This window comes from Pseudodesulfovibrio aespoeensis Aspo-2 (assembly GCF_000176915.2).
GTDB classification, from domain to species: domain Bacteria; phylum Desulfobacterota; class Desulfovibrionia; order Desulfovibrionales; family Desulfovibrionaceae; genus Pseudodesulfovibrio; species Pseudodesulfovibrio aespoeensis.
This window is the reverse complement of the sequence record NC_014844.1, coordinates 1877038-1894240: the sequence shown is the minus strand read 5'-3', so window position 1 is coordinate 1894240 and position 17203 is coordinate 1877038. Positions and strand designations below refer to the sequence as shown.

The following is a 17203-nucleotide window of genomic DNA, read 5'->3' as shown; positions in this document are numbered from 1 at the left end:
CGTCGGATCAGATGCCTGCGCCGTCCACAAAGGACTGCTGGAGCACGCGGGACTGGACCACCTGGGAACCGGGCGGCACGTCGCGGGTGATCCAGACATTGCCGCCGATGACCGCGCCCTTGCCGATGGTCACCCGGCCCAGGATGGTGGCTCCGGCATAGATGATGACATCATTTTCCACAATGGGGTGGCGGGGCAGCCCCTTGATCAGCCGCTCGTCGTCGCCCTTGGGAAAGCTCTTGGCCCCCAGGGTGACGCCCTGGTAGATGCGGACGTTGTCGCCGATGACACAGGTCTCGCCGATGACCGTACCCGTGCCGTGGTCCATGAAGAAGCTTTTGCCGATGGTCGCGCCTGGGTGGATGTCGATGCCGGTGTCCGAGTGGGCCATCTCGCCGATGATGCGCGGGATGATGTCCACGTTGAGCTTGTAAAGCTCGTGGGCCACCCGGTGGTTGGTCAGGGCGCGCACGGACGGGTAGCAGAAGATGGTTTCGCCGTGGGTCTTGGCCGCCGGATCGCCGTCGTAGGCTGCCTCCACATCCATGAGCAGGAGGCTGCGAATCCTGGGCAGGGTGGCGATGAACTTGTGGGCCATGCGTTTGGCCCGTTCCTCGCAGTCGTGGCACTTGTCGGTCGAGGTTTTGTCACAGACAAAGCAGTAGCCCCGGTTGATCTGGTCGGCCAGGCGGCGCTTGACCCGGTCCAGGGTGGAGCCGATGTGGTAGGGCATGGTGTCCGGGGTGATCTCGGAGGGGCCGAAATAGCCGGGGAACAGGACGCGGCGCAGGTCCTCGACGATCTCGGAGAGTATTTCCACGGACGGCATGGGCACGTCGTCGGCGTAGCGGTGCGAGGCCGGGCCGTTGTCGCCCGATTCCACCAGCAGGGCGACCACGTCGGCCAGGGTGTAGTCGTTTTCGGTCATGGGTGTGTCCTACTCGAAGAGAGTGGTGCTGAGATACCGTTCGCCCGTGTCGCAGACGATGAAGACGATCATCTTGCCCGCGTTCTCCTCGCGCGCTGCCAGCTCAAGGGCCGCGGCGCAGTTGGCGCCCGAGGAGATGCCGCCGAGGATGCCTTCCTCGCGGATCATTCGTCTGGCGGTGGCGAATGCCGTGTCGTTGTCCACGGTGATGATCTCGTCGATGATGGCCGTGTTGAGCGCCTTGGGAACGAAGCCCGCGCCGATGCCCTGGATCTTGTGCGGCCCGGCCTTGCCGCCAGAGAGCACGGGCGAGTCGGAAGGCTCCACGGCCACTGCCAGAACACCGGGCTTGCGCGCCTTGAGCGCCTCGGCCACGCCGGTGATGGTGCCGCCGGTCCCCACGCCCGCCACAAAGATGTCCACCGCGCCGTCTGTGTCGGCCCAGATTTCCTCGGCAGTGGTCCTGCGGTGGATGGCCGGGTTGGCCTCGTTTTCGAACTGCATGGGCATGAAGGCGTTTTTGGTCTGGGCCACGATTTCCTCGGCCCTGGCGATGGCCCCTTTCATCCCCTGGTCCGCCGGGGTGAGGATCAGCTCGGCCCCGAAGCCCGTGAGCAGCTTGCGCCGCTCGATGCTCATGCTCTCGGGCATGGTCAGGATCAGCTTGAGCCCCTTGACCGCGCAGACAAAGGCGAGGCCGATGCCGGTATTGCCGCTGGTGGGTTCCACCAGGACCGTGTCCTGGGTGATGCGTCCGTCGGCCATGGCCGTTTCGACCATGTTTTTGGCGATGCGATCCTTGACCGAGGCGCAGGGGTTGTTGAATTCGAGCTTGGCCACCACCGTGGCCCCAAGGCCCCGGCTGAGGCGGTTGAGCCTGACCAGCGGGGTGCCGCCCACCAGTTCGGTCATGTCGCGTGCTATCTTCATGGCTACTCCGTGAACGCCTTGGTGCAGGCTGGGGCCTGCTTTTCCGCCGAAAAGGGCGAGAGCTTGCGCAGGTTGTCGATGATGGAAGGCAGGGTGTCGAGCACAGAGTCCACTTCTTCGTCGGTGTTGAACCGGCTCAGGCTGAACCGGATGGAGCCGTGGGCAAAGGTGAAGGGCACGCCCATGGCGCGCAGGACGTGCGACGGCTCCAGGCTGCCCGAGGTGCAGGCCGAGCCGGAGCTGGCGCAGATGCCCAGCTGGTCCATCATCAGCAGGATGGCCTCGCCCTCGACATAGCCAAAGGAGATGTTGGTGGTGTTGGGCAGCCGGTTGTCCTTGTCGCCGTTGAGGATGCTGTCCGGCACCCTGGTCAGCAGGCCTGCCTCAAGCCTGTCGCGCAGCGCCTTGACCGCGGTGTTCTCCTCGGCCATGTGCGCTGCGGCCAGCTCGCACGCCTTGCCCAGGGCGATGATGCCGGTGGTGTTCTCGGTCCCGGCCCGGCGGCTGCGCTCCTGGTGGCCGCCGATGAGGAACGGCCTGAAGGGCAGCCGCTTGCGCACGAAGAGCGCGCCCACGCCCTTGGGCGCGTGCAGCTTGTGGCCCGAGAGCGAGAGCATGTCGATGGGCGTTGTCTTGAGGTCGATGGGGATCTTGCCCACTGCCTGCACGGCGTCGGTGTGGAAGATCACGCCGCGCTCCCTGGCGATGGCCGCCATCGCCTCAACGGGATAGATGTTGCCTGTCTCGTTGTTGGCCCACATGACGGAAATGATGGCCGTGTCGGGCCGGATGGCGGCCTTGAATTCGTCCATGTCGAGGCGGCCCTGTTCGTCGGTGCCCAGGTAGGTGACATCGTAGCCGTCCTTTTTCTCCAGGAACTTGCAGAGGCTGAGAATGGCCGGATGCTCCACGCGGGTGGTGATGATGTGCCGCTTGTCGGGCTGGGCCGAGAGGGCCGAGCGGATGGCCGTGTTGTCCGACTCCGAGCCGCAGGAGGTGAAGATGATCTCGTCGGGCTCGCAGTTGAGCAGGGTGGCCACGCGGGCGCGAGCCTCCTTGAGCTTGACCCCGACCTGCCCGCCGAAGCGGTGCATGGACGAGGGATTGCCGTAGAGTTCGGTGAAAAAGGGCTTCATCTCCTCGAAAACAGCCGGGTCCACCTGGGTGGTGGCGTTGTTGTCCATGTAGATGGTTTTCATGGCGTCATCCTTCGCGGACCCTGATTTCCGGGTCCACCTTTTCCTTGAGCTTGGCTTCGATCACGTTTTGCAGGGTCAGGTGGCTCGACGGGCAGTTGGAGCACATGCCGATGAATTTGACCACGACCGTCTGCCGGTCGATGTCCACCAGCCGTATGTCGCCGCCGTCGGCCTGGAGCATGGGGCGTATCTCGTTGTCGATGACCGACTCGATGAGGTGCATGCGCTGGATGTTGGTCATGCCTTGGGCCGGGTGGGCAGGCCCCTCGGACGGGGTCTGGCAGACGCCCTCGCCGCGCGCTTCCTTAAGCAGCCGTTCCAGGTCGTCCACGCACTTGCCGCAGCCGCCGCCAGCCTTGGTGAAATTGGTCACGTCCTCCACGGTCCTGAGGTCGTTCTCCTTGATGGCGCGCAGGATTTCCTCGTCGAACACGCCGAAACACTCGCAGATGAGGGTGCCTTCGTGGGTGTGCTCCTGTTTGGTCGGCGCTTCGCCGCGCATGTTTCTGATGGCCTGCTCCAGGGCCTCCTGGCCCATGACCGAGCAGTGCATCTTCTCGCGCGGCAGGCCGCCCAGGTACTCGGCGATGTCCTTGTTGGTGATCTTTTCCGCCTCGGCCACGGTCTTGCCGATGAGCAGCTCGGTCAGGGCTGAGCTGGAGGCGATGGCGCTGGCGCAGCCAAAGGTCTGGAACTTGGCGTCCGTGATCACGTCGCCGTCCACCTTGATATACAGGGTCAAGGCGTCTCCGCAGGCCAGGGAGCCCACCTCGCCCACGCCGTCGGCGTCTTCGAGGGTGCCCACGTTGCGCGGGTTGAGGAAGTGGTCCTTGACTCTATCGGTGTATTCCCACATGGCAATCTCCTGTAATGTGCAGTTGTTCCGGAGTACAGGGCGTGCTTGCAACGTCACAACACCGGAAAGGTCATACCACAATATTCCTGCTATGTAAGTATGCGCGCCGACCGTGTAAAGACGTTGGGCGGAATAATTCCGATTAATTTTGTCAAGATTATCCCGACCAAGGGGCGAAGAAGGGGGAGTGGACCAAAGGGCGGATTACAGGGCCAGCAGGCCTGGAATTTCCGCTGCCTTGCGGTAGGTTTCCATGACCGATTTGCCGGAGCACATGGTGGATTCGAGCGTGACGCTGGTGTATTTGCCGCCCTTGGACTCCCGCATGGTGAGCGATTGCCCGTCGAACAGGGCGGTGAGCAGGGGCAGATTTTCAGTGGGCACGATGAATTTGAAGGCATAGGGGCAGGGCCACTGGTGATGCTCGTCGAGCACCTGCTCGAATGTGTCGTGATTGTCGGTCATGGTTGGCTCCTGGAGGTCGCGGTTGAGGGGGTGTATACCGGTGGTGCGGGAGTGTCAAATGCGTCCGGGCGTTGACAATGGGACGCAATGTGTATCAAGTGTATGCAATTGCCTGTTTCGATTTGCAGAAAGGCACACAGGGCCGGAACCGCCCGCGCTGGCGGGGGGAGCGGACCAGGACCAGCCATGAACACCAACGTGGAAGTTCTCATAGTCGATGACGAGCGCATCAATCTCAAGCTGATCGAGGGTATCCTGCGGGGGGCCGATCTGCGCCTTGTCACGGCCTCGTCCGGCGAGGAGGCGCTGGCCAGGGCGGGCGAGTGCGATCTGGCCGTGGCCCTGCTCGATGTCATGATGCCGGGCATGGACGGCTTTGAGCTGGCCGAGCGGCTGCGCGATTCCGAGCATGCCTGCAACGTGCCCATCATCTTCATCACGGCCATCAGCAAGGAGCAGCGGCACGTCTTCCGCGGCTATGAGCTGGGCGCGGTGGACTACCTGTTCAAGCCCGTGGAGCCGGAGATCCTGCGCAGCAAGGTGGGCATCTTCGCCGATCTGCACCGCAAGAACCGGTCTCTGGAACAGACCTCCCGGCGGCTGGAAAAGGTCGTGGCCGAGCTGGAGGCGTCACGGGAGGCGCTGCTGAACTCGGAGCAGCGCTACCGGATGGTGGCCGACTACAACTACGACTGGGAGAGCTGGATCGGCCCGGACGGCAAGGCCATCTACATCTCGCCCTCCTGCGAGCGCATCACCGGGTATCCCCCCGACCGTTTCATCGAAGACCCGGACCTGATGCAGCGCATCGTCCACCGCGACGACATCCACATCTGGCACAACTACATGGCTGACACCTCTTCAGGCGATGACGACGGGCTCGACTACCGGATTCATCACCGCAACGCCCGCACCAAATGGGTCAGCCTGATCAAGCACGCGGTGGCCGATGAGGCCGGAAACCCCCTGGGCGTGCGGGTCAGCGTGCGCGACGTGACCCACCGCAAGCGCATGGAGCAGCAGCTCAAGCACAGCTCGCTGCACGACCCGCTGACCGGCCTGCCCAACCGGGCGCTCCTGCTCGACCGGCTCAGCCAGGCGGTGGAGCGCTCCGCCCGGACAGACGATTATTTCGGCGTGCTCTTCATCAATCTCGACCGCTTTCAGGCGGTCAACGATCACTTCGGGCACGTGATGGGTGACCGACTGCTTGTGGAGATAGGCGTGCGCCTGAGCCGGGTGGTGCGCCCGGTGGACAGCGTGGCCCGGTTTGGCGGCGACGACTTCGTGGTTCTCATTGAGGAGATGCCCCGCAAGATCGACATGCGCGACATGGTCAGGATCATCAGGGATTCCTTCAAGGAGCCCTTTGAGGTCAATGGCACGGATTTTCCCATCACGGCCAGCATGGGCCTTGAGATCGCCAGGGCCGAGTCTGACCCGGAGAGTCTGGTTCATAACGCCCAACTGGCCATGTACAAGGCAAAGGAATCGGGCAAGGACCGCTACCTGGTCTACGACGCCAGGATGCGCGAGGGCGTGGTCAACGTGCTGGCCGTGGAAAACGACCTCAAGCGGGCGCTCCGGGCGCACGAGTTCGAGGCCCATTTCCAGCCCATCGTCAATCTGTCCGATGGGCAGCTCTACGGTTTCGAGGCCCTGGCCCGCTGGAACCACCCCCAGCGCGGGCTTGTCAGCCCCGGCGAATTCATCCCCGTGGCCGAGGAGACGGGCCTCATCGTCGAGCTGGGCGCGCATATCCTGGAGTACGCCTGCACCACCTTGAGCCAGTGGCGCAGCCGGTATCCCGGCGCGGGCAACCTGGTCATGGCGGTCAACATCTCGGCCAAACAGTTTGGCGAGGCCAAGCTCGTGACCAGCGTCAAGGACATCCTGGCGCGCTCCGGGCTGCCGCCCGGCCTGCTCAAGCTGGAGATCACCGAGACCGTGGTCATGCTCGACGCCATGGAGTCGTCCGTCAGGCTCAATCTCTTGAAATCGCTGGGCGTCAAGCTCTCGGTTGACGATTTCGGCACAGGCTATTCGTCCATGAGCTATCTCCAGAAATTTCCGGTGGATCAGCTCAAGATCGACCTGAGCTTTGTGCGGCTCATGGAGAAGGGGCCGGAGAATATCGAGATCATCAGGGCCATCGTCAACATGGCCCACAGCCTGCGGCTGCGCGTGGTGGCCGAGGGCATAGAGACCGAGCGGCAGCGCGACCTGCTTTATTCCTTGCAATGCGATTACGGTCAGGGCTATCTCTATTCGAAACCGCTTCCCAGGGATGAGGCGGAGGCGTTCCTCGTCATGGCGGAGTAGCGCCATTTTTTCGTGACCAGCCGCAAAGGGAGACCATCCGCATGAATCTGAGCGCACCGCAAGTCATCACCTGGGTCGTAGGCGTCATCCTGGGTTTGATGGGAATTCTCATTCATCTCGACGTCATGTCCGTGCCCGCACTGGAAGACCTCATTCGCCCGTTCTGGCTCGTATCCGCCGGATTCGGCATCCTGGCCATATCGAACGTGGTCAGGAGGCTCTGAGGACGGACGTTTTCTTTCAGCGCACAAGGGGCCTGCCGCATTTTTACGGCAGGCCCCTTGTCGTTGTTCGCCTGTTTGTGTAATCATTGTATGTAACTGTCAGTGCGGCCCGTCGTGGCGGCGGGCCGGTATGCTCAGGAGGGATGCGTCGATGGCCGATTTGAAACGATGGGGTCAGGGCGAGATCACCAGGATTCGCCTGGAAATGGACAGGCTCTTCGACGAACTGTGCTTTGATCTTGATCTGCCCGCCATGATCTGCCGCATGTCCGGGGACATTGAGCTGTGGGAGGAGGGTGACACCCTTGTTGCCCGGATGGAGCTGCACGGCGTGGCCCCCGGCGATGTCTCGGTCGTGGTGCTCGAACGGCTGCTCGTGATCACGGCCCGGATGGTCGAGACGGTCGGCGGGCGCAGCCGGTCCCGTGCGTTCAGGAAGGAGATCAAACTGCCCTGCGCCATCAGGACCGAAGAGGCCCAGGTGGAGTTTGCCCAAGGGGTGCTCGTGATCAGGCTGCCCAAGTGCGCGTCGCAGTATGTCCAGATTGTCAGGTTAATCAAGAAATAGACGGAGTCGCCCATGCCAAGGAAGAACTCATCGCATGAAGTCCCGGTGGACAAGCTCAAGTGGACGCTGCAACCGAGCCAGGTGACGTTCGCCACCACCGACGATCTGGAGCCCCAGACCGAGATCATCGGCCAGAAGCGGGGCGTTGAGGCGTTCCGTTTCGGCATGGGGATGCTCAAGAAGGGCTACAACATATTTGTCACCGGCCAGCCCGGCATCGGGCGGCTCTCCACGGTCAAAAAGCTGCTCAGAGAGATGAAGGACAAGAACCATGTTCCGTGCGATCTCTGCTACGTCAACAATTTCAAGCATCCCGAAGCGCCGATCCTGCTCCGGTTCACCTCGGGTCAGGGCAGCCACTTCAAGCGCGACATGCAGGAATTCCTGGACACCGTGAAGCGCGAGGCCCCGCAACTGTTCGAGAGCGAGGAGTACATTGCCCGCAAGAACCAGATCGCCGAGGCGCACGAGAAGAAGATCATAAGCTTCTACAAGGCCATCGAGGATCAGGTGAAGGATACCGGGCTTGTGGTGGTGCGCATGCAGATGGGGCCGATCCAGAGGCCGGATGTGGTCCCGCTGGTGGACGGCGAGCCCAAGCGCATGATCGAGCTTGAGGAGATGGTCGAGAACAAGCGCTTTCCCCGTGAGGAATTCGAGCGGCTGAGCGCCAAGCGGCTGGAGCTCAAGGAACAGATCGACCAGATCGTCCTGGAGCTCAAGGAATTGCAGAATGAGGTCGGCAAGAAGCACGAGGAGGTGGACCGGCTCATGTTCATGGCCCTGGCCCAGGATTTCATCAAGCCCCTGCGGGAGCGGTATGACGATACCAAGGTCCAGGCGTTTCTCGACTCCGTGCTTGAGAACATGGGTGACGACCTGGACAGCATCAAGTCCCTGGGCAGCCCGCCCAAGCAGGGGCCGTTTCCGGGCATGATGCTCGGCGGCCCCCCGCCTGAGGTGGTATTTCACCCCTATCAGGTCAATCTGCTGGTGGACAACACCGACAAGCTGGGGCCGCCGGTCATTGTCGAGTCCTACCCGACCTACCGCAACCTCTTTGGCAGCATCGAGCGGGTCATGGACCGCAACGGCGGCTGGCACACTGATTACACCAAGATCAAGGCCGGCTCGTTCGTCAAGGCCAACGGCGGTTATCTCGTGATCAACCTGATGGACGCCATCTTCGAGCCAGGCGTGTGGCAGACGCTCAAGCGGTCGCTCAAGACCGAGCAGATCGAGATCGAGACCTTTGACCCGTACTACTTTATCAGCGCCACGGGCCTCAAGCCCGAGCCCATCGACATGCAGGTCAAGGTGGTGGTGCTGGGCAGCCCGTATCTCTATGCCATGCTCAGGCATTACGACGAGGACGTGCCCAAGATATTCAAGGTCTGGGCCGACTACGAGTCGAGCATGAACCTTGATGACGACACGGTCATGCAGGTGGCCCGGTTCATAAGGGCCGAGGTGGACAGGAGCGGGCTTCGGCCCTTTGACGCCAGCGGCGTGGCGGCGGTCATGGAAGAGGCCGTGCGTTGGGCCGGGCGTCAGGAGAAGATATCCACGGCCTTCCCGGTCATGGCCGACCTCCTGAGCGAGGCCGATTATTTCGCTTCCCTCGACAGCGCATCGGTGGTGGGCGCAGCCCATGTCAGGGGGGCGGTGGAGGCCAAGGTCTACCGCTCCAATCAGGTGGAGGAGCGCATCCAGGAGATGATCGACCGGGGCAGCCTGTTCGTGGACACGGACGGCGAGGTGGTGGGCCAGGTCAACGGACTGGCCGTGTACGCCATGGGCGACTACATGTTCGGCAAGCCGACCCGCATCACCACCGTGACCTCCCTGGGCAAGGAGGGCATCATCAACATCGAGCGCGAGGCGGACATGTCCGGCCCCACGCACAACAAGGGCATGCTCATCCTCTCGGGCTACCTGCGCAGCCGGTTCGCCCAGGACAAACCCCTGTCCCTGGCCGCCAGCATCGCGTTTGAGCAGTCCTACGGCGGCATCGACGGCGATTCGGCCTCGTCCACAGAGTTGTACGCGCTGCTCTCCAGCCTCTCGGGCAAGCCCATCCGGCAGTATATCGCGGTCACGGGTTCGGTGAACCAGTATGGCGAGGTCCAGCCCATCGGCGGAGTGAACCAGAAGATCGAGGGATTCTATCTCTGCTGCAAGCATGCCGGGTTGACCGGCAGGCAGGGCGTCATGATCCCCCATGCCAACATCAGAGACCTCATGCTCCGCGACGAGGTGATTGAGGCCGTGGCCGACGGCAAGTTCCACATCTGGGCCGTTTCGACCATCGACGAGGGCATCGAGATCCTGACCGGCGTCAAGGCGGGCGCTCGCGCCAAGAACGGCGAGTTTCCCAAGGGCACCATCAACCGTCTGGCCGACGACCGGCTGTGCACCCTGGCCGACACCCTGGCCGCCTATGGCAAGAAGGGCGAAAGCGGCAGCAATGGGAATGGCGGGAAGGGCAGCTCAAAGAGGCCTGCCAAAAGGACGCCGCCTAAAATGAAATAGGAATGAGTATCTTTACTTGACAATATCCATGCAATGCCCAAGGGTTGCGGTGTCACACCGCAACCCTTTCATTTGGCATACGGAGAGAACGCCATGAATCTGCTCAGGCTCAACATATGGAGAAAGATCATCCTGTTCGCTTACGTGGCCGGGGTCGTGGCCATGTTCACCCTTGATTTGGGCTACCATTTTCATATCGGCCATGTGGTCCGGCTGACCGTGGGCGCGCTCGCCTTCTGGGTGGTGGTGGACCGGGTGTAGCGAGATCACGGCATGATCACGCCCGCGCGGGTTTGTCAGTCCTGCCGGGGGTAAAACTCATCCACCATGTCGCTGACCTCGTCGAGCCACTGGCGCCGCTCCTCGTCGCTGCTGGTGATCACGATGCGGAACATCCTGCGGTGAGTCTCGACCACGCCGCACAGGCCGAACACGCACTCCTTCCAGATGCGTTCAAGGGGATCGCCGAAGATTCTGATTTCACGGCCCGCCTCGGTGTTCGAGGTGTTGAAGATCAGGGCCGTTCGCGCCTTGAGCAGCCCGCCGGGCACGCCTTCGCCGCCGTCATCCCCTGTGAATTCGTAAGCCACGCCGGGGCGCAGCACCCGGTCCACCCAGCCTGTCAGCAGGGCGGGCGGCATGCCCCACCAGTTGGGATGGACGATGATGATGCCGTCCGCGCTGGCCGTCTCGTCGCAGTGTCTGGCGATTTCCTTGGGTAATGGCGCATTTCTGGGAATTTCGGGACCAGGGAGGACCGGGTCGAATCCTTCCTTGTAGAGATCATGGAAGATGACCTCATGGCCGTTGGCCAGGGCCGTGGCCTCAGCCTGCCGGGCAATGGCGTGGTTGAGGCTCTGTTCGTCGGGATGGGCCAGGATGATGAGAATGCGCATGGGTGGGACTCCTGAACATGGATTGTGAGCCGGACCATGATTCTTTTCGGAGTGGATGGCAAGATGCCGGGCCGTGGAAAAAATCTGTTGACGCCGCTTTGCTGCTTGGGTATGCATTTTTCATATTCATTGAAAGGAACAAGCCGCTTATGCGCAACTTCGACCACGACTCCCTTCTTTTCAACGCCCGCCTAGCGGTCGTCGTTGTCGTCGTGGACGTAGTAGTAGGTGTCACCCATAGGGACGCGCCATAGCGGGATTGTATTCTTAGGATTGTCAACAAACCCCCGTCGGTGCGAACCGGCGGGGGTTTTCCTTTCCCGCCGCAGCATGGACGACAACACGGAGGCCCCACCATGAAACTGAGCGGCGCTGAAATCATCATCACATTGCTGGAGCGACAAGGCATCGAGATTATTGCCGGAATTCCAGGTGGTGCGAATCTTCCCCTATACGATGCGCTTTCGGCCAGCCCCATCAGGCACATCCTGACCCGGCATGAGCAGGGCGCGGGATTCATCGCCCAGGGCATGGCCCGGGTCACGGGCAATCCGGCGGTCTTCTTCGCCACCTCCGGGCCGGGTGCGACCAACACCCTGACCGCCATCGCCGATGCCAAGCTCGACTCCATCCCCATCATCTGCATCACCGGGCAGGTGCCTCTGGCCATGATCGGCACCGACGCCTTTCAGGAGGTGGACACCTACGGCCTGAGCGTGCCCATTACCAAGCACAACTATCTGGTCCGCTGCGTTGACGAGCTGCTGACCGTCATCCCGGACGCCTTCCGCATCGCCGCCTCGGGCCGTCCGGGGCCGGTGGTCATCGACGTGCCCAAGGATGTCCAGACCGCCATGCTCGAATTCGACGCCTGGCCCGCACCAGGCGGGCGCACCCCCGGTCCGGAGCTGATGGACCCGGAGCTGGCCCACGCCGCCCGGATGATCGACGAGGCCGAGCGGCCCCTTTTGTACCTGGGCGGAGGCATCGTCCAGTCCGGCTCGTCGGCCCTGGCTCTGGCCCTGGCCGAGAAGGCGTCCATCCCGTCGGTGCTCACCCTCATGGGGCTGGGTGTCATGCCCGTGGACCATCCCCTGTGCCTGGGCATGCTCGGCATGCACGGCGCGCGGTACACCAACCTGATCATGGAGCGGTGCGACCTGCTGGTGGCGGCAGGGGTGCGCTTTGATGATCGGGCCACGGGCAAGCTGGCCGGGTTCTGTCCGGGCGCCAAAGTCATTCACATGGACATCGACTCCAGCGAGCTGGACAAGATCAGGAGCGCCCATGTTTCGGTCAGCGGCGACGTGGCCGACTCCCTCAGAGCGCTGCTCGAACTGGTGGAGGCCAAGGACCGGAGCGATTGGCTCCGCGAGGTGGCCGGGCTGCGCGGTGAGCATCCCATGATCATTCCCGATGCCGACGATCCGCGTTCTCCCTACGGCGTCATCCTCAAGGCTGCCGAGCTGGCCGGGGAGGATGCCATTGTCTGCACCGACGTGGGCCAGCACCAAATGCGCACGGCCCAGGCCTATCCCTTCCGCCATCCGCGCCAGTGGCTGACCTCCGGCGGGCTCGGCACCATGGGCTTCGGCCTGCCCGCGGCCATCGGCGCGGCATTGGCCGCGCCCGGACGCACGGTGCTCTGCTTCAGCGGCGACGGCTCCATCATGATGAACATCCAGGACCTGGCCACGGCCATGGAGCAGGACGTGAACGTCAAGATCATCCTGACCAACAACAACGCCCTGGGGTTGGTGCGCCAGCAGCAGGACCTGTTCTACGGCAAGCGCTACTTCGCGTCAGACTATGCCAGGCGGGTTGATTTCATGAAGATTGCCGAAGGATTCGGCATCCGGGCCTGGGACATGGGGAACGCCGACGACCCCGGAGTCATGCTGGCCGAGGCCATGGCCCATCCCGGCCCCTGCCTGATCCACGTGCCGGTGAGCCCGGACGAGCCGGTGTACCCCATTGTTCCTCCCGGAGCCGCCAACTCGCAGATGATCGGAGGTGAAAACCATGTGTAAACAGACAGTCATCCAACTGACGGTGAACAACCATCCCGGCGTCATGTCGCACATCTGCGGCCTGTTTGCCCGGCGGGCATACAATGTGGAGGGCATTGCCTGCATGCCCGTCAACGGCGGGACCACCAGCCGCATCTGGCTGCTGGTGGACGCCGACGAGCGGCTCAACCAGATGATCAAGCAGGTGGACAAGCTGGAGGACGTACTCATGGTCGAACGGCACGATGGCGGCCACGCGGTGTTCTCCAAGATGGCCGAATTCGTCGCCTGACGGGCTGGGGCTGCCGGGCGGCCTGGAGCATCCTTTGGCCGGTTGAGGCAGAGAAGTCATGCAGGCGGGGCGTGCTCAACAGACGTTCGTCCATCTTTTGCGCGATGTTATCCATTTGAATTAAGGGGGTTGGGCTGGCTGAGGCGATATTGCCCGCCCACCCCCTAAAGAAAACCGTCAAGGCGCCGATATAAAGAGCGGAAAGGCCCGAACAGTAGCCGGGGGACGCCATGGCCCTGACCGACCTCGAAAAGGTTTTCATCTACGACTATTCGTCGAGACTGCTTGAGCGCGACATGCTGACCAATCAGCTGTTCGCCGGGTCGGCTGTGGGTCAGAACCTGCGCAGTCTGGTGCTGGGCGGTCCGGTTCGGGCAACGACCTTTACCAATCCCTTTGAGGAAGCCATCAGCGGCACCCTGCGGGCGGATGCCGGGGCCACCCGTCAGGCGGCGCGCAACGTGGGCGAGGCCGCCTCCATGATGGGCGTGGCCAGAACCGGCATGGCCACCATCTCCAGCGCCCTGAGCGACATGGAGAATATCATCGACAAGATCAACACCGGCGAGCTGGACGGGTCGAGTTCCGTGGTCCAGAGCGACTACAACGCCCTGCGCGACAAGGTTCTCGGCACCATTTCCGGGACGGATTTCAATGGTATAGCCATGCTCGACAGCACCAAGTGGGGCACCGCGCAGATCGACTCGGGCGGCAAGGTCTTCATCCAGTCGGACAAGAGCGGCGGGTTCGACATCTCTTTTCACGCCGTGGACAACCCTGCCAGCGGCGTCAATTGGTCTGATCTTTCCGGCGCGTCCCTGGCCGTGGAGGGGACCAGGGCCACCCAGCTCGGCTATGTCCAGTCGCTGGCCAGCGAGATGGACTCGATCCAGAGCATGTACCAGAGCAAGGAGGACGGCCTCCAGTCCCAGGAGCTGGCTCTGCAAAGCCAAGCCCAGATCCTGGACAACGCTGCCCAGCTCAGGAAGCCCTCGGACCCCGGCTATTCGCTGGAAAAGCTTCTGGCAGACCTGATCCTTCGGGATTCCGGCACCATTTTCGATGGAACCGGGTAGGGTGCGGGGATTTCCACATACTGCCGAAATGACAAAGGCCGGTCAGTGATCTGACCGGCCTTTGTGATATGTGGAGCTGTCGAGCAGGATTGAACTGCCTACCTCATCCTTACCAAGGATGCGCTCTACCAATTGAGCTACGACAGCTTCTCAGCTGATTCAACGAAACGGTGGACCGGACTGCCGGTCCACCGGGGTGTCTCGTTGTTTGGTCGGGATGAGAGGATTTGAACCTCCGACCCCTTGAACCCCATTCAAGTGCGCTCCCAGACTGCGCTACATCCCGACGCGAAGGGAGTAACTATCTGCGCGGGGGGCACATTGTCAATCTCTTTTTCGGAAAAATGGGCAACGCCGAGATCTTTTTGAAAAATCCTGCCCGCAACGCTTCAGTTTGTTGGGCCAAAAGGGTATGCTCGGTCAAACGGGACGGTATTTATAATGGTTTTTCCCGGCAGTCAGGGGTATCAACAGAGTCAGTCGCGGGGACAAAGGCGCATGGATGAGGGTTCAGACCCTCGAAATGCCATGTGCATCAACGCTGGCTAGTATAATAATCCTCAATTTTTCAGGGGAGTTGCCATGTCTGAAGACGCACTGAAGGATATCAACCAGTTTTTGACGTTCACGCTGGGCAAGGAAATCTTCGCCCTGGACATCGGGACGGTCAGGGAGGTGCTGGAACTGACCTCCATCACCAAGATTCCGCGTACGCCCGAATTCATGCGCGGTGTCATCAACCTGCGCGGCCACGCCGTGCCCGTGGTGGACATGCGCCTCAAGCTTGGCATGTCCAAGAGCGAAGACACTGTGGACACCTGCATCATCATCGTGGAGATCGAATTCGACGGCGAGTTCACGGTCATGGGCGCGCTGGTCGATTCGGTGCGCGAAGTCTTCGAGATGATGCCGGAATCCATCGAAGCCGCCCCCAAGATGGGTGCTGCCATCAACGCGGAATACATCAAGGGCATGGGCCGCCAGAACGAGCGGTTCATCATCATCATCGATATCAACAAGATATTCTCCGCCGAGGAGCTGGCCATGGCCAAGGAACTGACCAACCTCAAGGGCGGGCCGGGCAAGGCCCAGGCCGAAGAGGCTGTCGCCGCCATGGCGTAGCCGTTCCTGGTGCAATGATACAAGACCTCCGCCCTTCGGGGTGGAGGTCTTTTTGCGTTCTGTCCGGGTGGCGGTTACGCTTCGTCCCGGTCGAGTTGAGTGTCCCAGGCGATCTTGCCCTGGGTTTTCTTCTGGTTGCGAAGCAGCACATAGATGGCTCCGGCCCCGCCGTCCTTGGCCTGGGCGGTGCAGAAGGCGAGAACCACCCGCTTGAGCGGTTCGTGCGTCAGCCAGGTTTCGGTCTCGCGCCGCAGCACGCTCTGGCCGCCCGGCGAGTTGATGCCCCGGCCCGTGACCACCAGCACGCAGCGGGAGCCCTGGAGGTAACTTTCGCGGATGAAGAAGAGCAGCCCCTCCCTGGCCTGGACCGAGGTCATGCCGTGCAGGTCGAGATGGGCGGCCACGCTCAGGACGCCCGCCTTGAGCTGCTGGAAGGTCTTGATGTCCAGGCCCCGGACATAGCCGTACATGAACTCGTCGGTGTATTCGAGTTCGAACTGCACCTCGCCGCTGAGGAATTTCCGCAGATACGTGCCGTCGTCCTCGTCCGGGTCAAGGGGGAGCGGGGTGGCCGCGGGTGCCGGAGCCGCCTTGGGCGCGGGTTTGCGCACGGTGTCGTCCCGCATCTGGCTGACGCCCTGCATGGCGGCCTGGAACAGGGCCAGCTCCGCCTCCTCGTTGGGCTTGGGCGTGTCTTCCCGGACCGTTTTCGGCTTGTCATAGGGCAGGGTGTAGGCGTCCTTCTTCTTGTCCTTTGCCAGGGAGAGTTCCTTGAGTTCCGTCAAATCCCTGATGTGCCGCTTCTTGGCCATGGATATCTCCGTTCGCCGGGCGAGGCCGGTTTTTTGCTGTTCGTTTTCGCGCCCGCCATGTCGGCGCAGCCCGCAGCCGGACACAGCGCCGCAGCCGCTCCAGCACCGCAATCGGGGGATGAATGACTGGACTTCCACCCCCGGCTTCAGTAAAGAGTCTGTCTGCATATCGATTCAAAGCGAGGAAACACATGCTGACCATTGAAGACTTGCATGTCAACATCGGCGACAAGCCGGTCCTGCAGGGGATCAATCTCGAAATCAGGAAGGGCGAGACATTCATCCTGTTCGGCCCCAACGGTTCGGGCAAGACATCGCTGCTCATGGCCCTGATGGGCTTCTCAGGCTACGAGGTGACCCGGGGCCGCATCCTGTTCAAGGGCCAGGATATCACCCGCGCGCCCATGTATGAGCGGGCGCGCCTTGGCATCGGCATGTCGTTTCAGAGGCCGCCGACCATCCACGGGCTGCGCACCCGCCACCTTGTCCAGATGTGTTCCCGCAAGGGCAAGGTCAACCCCGATCTGCTGGCCGATATTGTCAACATGACGGATTTCCTGGACCGCGACATCAACGCGGGCTTTTCCGGCGGCGAGATCAAGCGCTCGGAGCTGCTTCAGCTCATGGCCCAGCAGCCTGATCTGGTTCTTTTCGACGAGCCGGAATCCGGCGTGGACATGGAGAACATGCAGCTGGTGGGCAAGGTGGCCCGCGACGTGCTCGACGGCAACTATGCCCTGACGCCGGACCTGACCCTCAAGGCCCGTAAGGAGAAGGCCAGGACCGCCGGGCTGATCATCACCCACACCGGCTACATCCTCGATTACGTCAACGCGGACCGGGGACAGGTGCTCTACAAGGGCCACCTGTGCTGCGAGGGCCGCCCCAGGGACATCCTCGACCACATCCGCCAGCACGGCTATCAGGAATGCGTGCGCTGCATGAACTAGCAACTCCCTGTGGAGAGCAGAT

Annotated in this window: 17 protein-coding genes and 2 tRNA genes; 10 read left to right on the top strand and 9 right to left on the bottom strand. The window is 62.2% G+C overall.

From position 1 onward, the window contains the following. Window positions 1-7 precede the first annotated feature (7 nt). From epsC to DAES_RS08550, 5 genes are all read right to left on the bottom strand, one after another. Window positions 8-928, bottom strand: coding sequence for a serine O-acetyltransferase EpsC (epsC, locus tag DAES_RS08570; protein ID WP_013514635.1), 921 nt, complete (start codon window positions 926-928; stop codon window positions 8-10). A gap of 9 nt (window positions 929-937) precedes the next feature. Further along, entirely contained in the window at window positions 938-1858 is a 921-nt protein-coding gene (cysK, locus tag DAES_RS08565; RefSeq protein ID WP_013514634.1) for a cysteine synthase A, read from the bottom strand. Window positions 1859-1860: 2 nt separating this feature from the next. After that, complete coding sequence (nifS, locus tag DAES_RS08560; RefSeq protein WP_013514633.1) at window positions 1861-3057, bottom strand: cysteine desulfurase NifS; 1197 nt, start codon at window positions 3055-3057, stop codon at window positions 1861-1863. A 4-nt stretch (window positions 3058-3061) separates the two neighbouring features. Then, window positions 3062-3913 (bottom strand): Fe-S cluster assembly protein NifU, encoded by an 852-nt coding sequence (gene nifU, locus DAES_RS08555; protein ID WP_013514632.1) that lies wholly within the window; start codon window positions 3911-3913, stop codon window positions 3062-3064. 204 nt (window positions 3914-4117) lie between these two features. Continuing rightward, entirely contained in the window at window positions 4118-4378 is a 261-nt protein-coding gene (locus DAES_RS08550; protein ID WP_013514631.1) for a DUF493 family protein, read from the bottom strand. A 186-nt stretch (window positions 4379-4564) separates the two neighbouring features. Between DAES_RS08550 and DAES_RS08545 the strand changes: the two genes are divergently transcribed. From DAES_RS08545 to DAES_RS17790, 5 genes are all read left to right on the top strand, one after another. Continuing rightward, a complete protein-coding gene (locus DAES_RS08545; RefSeq protein WP_013514630.1) occupies window positions 4565-6700 on the top strand; it encodes a putative bifunctional diguanylate cyclase/phosphodiesterase in 2136 nt (711 codons plus the stop codon). Window positions 6701-6741: 41 nt separating this feature from the next. Next, entirely contained in the window at window positions 6742-6924 is a 183-nt protein-coding gene (locus DAES_RS08540; protein WP_013514629.1) for a hypothetical protein, read from the top strand. A 151-nt stretch (window positions 6925-7075) separates the two neighbouring features. Then, window positions 7076-7492 (top strand): Hsp20/alpha crystallin family protein, encoded by a 417-nt coding sequence (locus DAES_RS08535; RefSeq protein WP_013514628.1) that lies wholly within the window; start codon window positions 7076-7078, stop codon window positions 7490-7492. A 12-nt stretch (window positions 7493-7504) separates the two neighbouring features. Next, on the top strand, window positions 7505-10024 hold the full coding sequence (locus tag DAES_RS08530; RefSeq protein WP_013514627.1) for a Lon protease family protein: 2520 nt from the start codon (window positions 7505-7507) through the stop codon (window positions 10022-10024). A gap of 93 nt (window positions 10025-10117) precedes the next feature. Beyond that, window positions 10118-10285, top strand: coding sequence for a hypothetical protein (locus tag DAES_RS17790; protein ID WP_013514626.1), 168 nt, complete (start codon window positions 10118-10120; stop codon window positions 10283-10285). 35 nt (window positions 10286-10320) lie between these two features. On the opposite strand, the gene DAES_RS08525 is transcribed toward DAES_RS17790, so the two are convergent. Further along, a complete protein-coding gene (locus DAES_RS08525; RefSeq protein ID WP_013514625.1) occupies window positions 10321-10920 on the bottom strand; it encodes an NAD(P)H-dependent oxidoreductase in 600 nt (199 codons plus the stop codon). 356 nt (window positions 10921-11276) lie between these two features. On the opposite strand from DAES_RS08525, the gene ilvB reads away from it, so the two are divergent. The 3 genes from ilvB to DAES_RS08505 all read left to right on the top strand — a co-directional run bounded on the left by ilvB (window position 11277) and on the right by DAES_RS08505 (window position 14297). Beyond that, on the top strand, window positions 11277-12950 hold the full coding sequence (ilvB, locus tag DAES_RS08515) for an acetolactate synthase large subunit (RefSeq protein WP_013514624.1): 1674 nt from the start codon (window positions 11277-11279) through the stop codon (window positions 12948-12950). Beyond that, entirely contained in the window at window positions 12943-13221 is a 279-nt protein-coding gene (ilvN, locus tag DAES_RS08510; protein ID WP_013514623.1) for an acetolactate synthase small subunit, read from the top strand. The genes ilvB and ilvN overlap by 8 nt, the downstream gene beginning before the upstream one ends. Before the next feature lie 230 nt (window positions 13222-13451). Beyond that, window positions 13452-14297, top strand: a complete 846-nt coding sequence (locus tag DAES_RS08505; RefSeq protein WP_013514622.1) for a flagellin N-terminal helical domain-containing protein — start codon at window positions 13452-13454, stop codon at window positions 14295-14297. Window positions 14298-14368: 71 nt separating this feature from the next. On the opposite strand, the gene DAES_RS08500 is transcribed toward DAES_RS08505, so the two are convergent. Further along, window positions 14369-14444: transfer RNA gene (locus DAES_RS08500), tRNA-Thr, on the bottom strand. 62 nt (window positions 14445-14506) lie between these two features. Continuing rightward, window positions 14507-14583 (bottom strand) — tRNA-Pro (locus DAES_RS08495). A 296-nt stretch (window positions 14584-14879) separates the two neighbouring features. Here DAES_RS08495 and DAES_RS08490 point away from each other — a divergent pair. Continuing rightward, on the top strand, window positions 14880-15419 hold the full coding sequence (locus DAES_RS08490) for a chemotaxis protein CheW (RefSeq protein ID WP_013514621.1): 540 nt from the start codon (window positions 14880-14882) through the stop codon (window positions 15417-15419). Window positions 15420-15493: 74 nt separating this feature from the next. Here the strand turns inward: DAES_RS08490 and DAES_RS08485 are convergent, their stop codons facing one another. Beyond that, window positions 15494-16231 carry a Smr/MutS family protein gene (locus DAES_RS08485; RefSeq protein ID WP_013514620.1) on the bottom strand — a complete coding sequence of 246 codons (738 nt, stop codon included), beginning with the start codon at window positions 16229-16231 and terminating at the stop codon, window positions 15494-15496. 191 nt (window positions 16232-16422) lie between these two features. Here DAES_RS08485 and DAES_RS08480 point away from each other — a divergent pair, with 191 nt between their 5' ends. After that, window positions 16423-17181 carry an ABC transporter ATP-binding protein gene (locus tag DAES_RS08480; protein ID WP_013514619.1) on the top strand — a complete coding sequence of 253 codons (759 nt, stop codon included), beginning with the start codon at window positions 16423-16425 and terminating at the stop codon, window positions 17179-17181. Window positions 17182-17203: the final 22 nt, after the last annotated feature.

Coding starts and splice junctions, on each gene's coding strand:
- DAES_RS08535 (WP_013514628.1), top strand. CDS start 7,076: ATGGCCGATTTGAAACGATGGGGTCAGGGCGAGATCACCAGGATTCGC.
- DAES_RS08525 (WP_013514625.1), bottom strand. CDS start 10,920: ATGCGCATTCTCATCATCCTGGCCCATCCCGACGAACAGAGCCTCAAC.
- DAES_RS08550 (WP_013514631.1), bottom strand. CDS start 4,378: ATGACCGACAATCACGACACATTCGAGCAGGTGCTCGACGAGCATCAC.
- DAES_RS08490 (WP_013514621.1), top strand. CDS start 14,880: ATGTCTGAAGACGCACTGAAGGATATCAACCAGTTTTTGACGTTCACG.
- DAES_RS08480 (WP_013514619.1), top strand. CDS start 16,423: ATGCTGACCATTGAAGACTTGCATGTCAACATCGGCGACAAGCCGGTC.
- DAES_RS08505 (WP_013514622.1), top strand. CDS start 13,452: ATGGCCCTGACCGACCTCGAAAAGGTTTTCATCTACGACTATTCGTCG.
- epsC (WP_013514635.1), bottom strand. CDS start 928: ATGACCGAAAACGACTACACCCTGGCCGACGTGGTCGCCCTGCTGGTG.
- DAES_RS08530 (WP_013514627.1), top strand. CDS start 7,505: ATGCCAAGGAAGAACTCATCGCATGAAGTCCCGGTGGACAAGCTCAAG.
- nifU (WP_013514632.1), bottom strand. CDS start 3,913: ATGTGGGAATACACCGATAGAGTCAAGGACCACTTCCTCAACCCGCGC.
- nifS (WP_013514633.1), bottom strand. CDS start 3,057: ATGAAAACCATCTACATGGACAACAACGCCACCACCCAGGTGGACCCG.
- DAES_RS08485 (WP_013514620.1), bottom strand. CDS start 16,231: ATGGCCAAGAAGCGGCACATCAGGGATTTGACGGAACTCAAGGAACTC.
- DAES_RS08545 (WP_013514630.1), top strand. CDS start 4,565: ATGAACACCAACGTGGAAGTTCTCATAGTCGATGACGAGCGCATCAAT.
- cysK (WP_013514634.1), bottom strand. CDS start 1,858: ATGAAGATAGCACGCGACATGACCGAACTGGTGGGCGGCACCCCGCTG.
- ilvB (WP_013514624.1), top strand. CDS start 11,277: ATGAAACTGAGCGGCGCTGAAATCATCATCACATTGCTGGAGCGACAA.
- ilvN (WP_013514623.1), top strand. CDS start 12,943: ATGTGTAAACAGACAGTCATCCAACTGACGGTGAACAACCATCCCGGC.
- DAES_RS17790 (WP_013514626.1), top strand. CDS start 10,118: ATGAATCTGCTCAGGCTCAACATATGGAGAAAGATCATCCTGTTCGCT.
- DAES_RS08540 (WP_013514629.1), top strand. CDS start 6,742: ATGAATCTGAGCGCACCGCAAGTCATCACCTGGGTCGTAGGCGTCATC.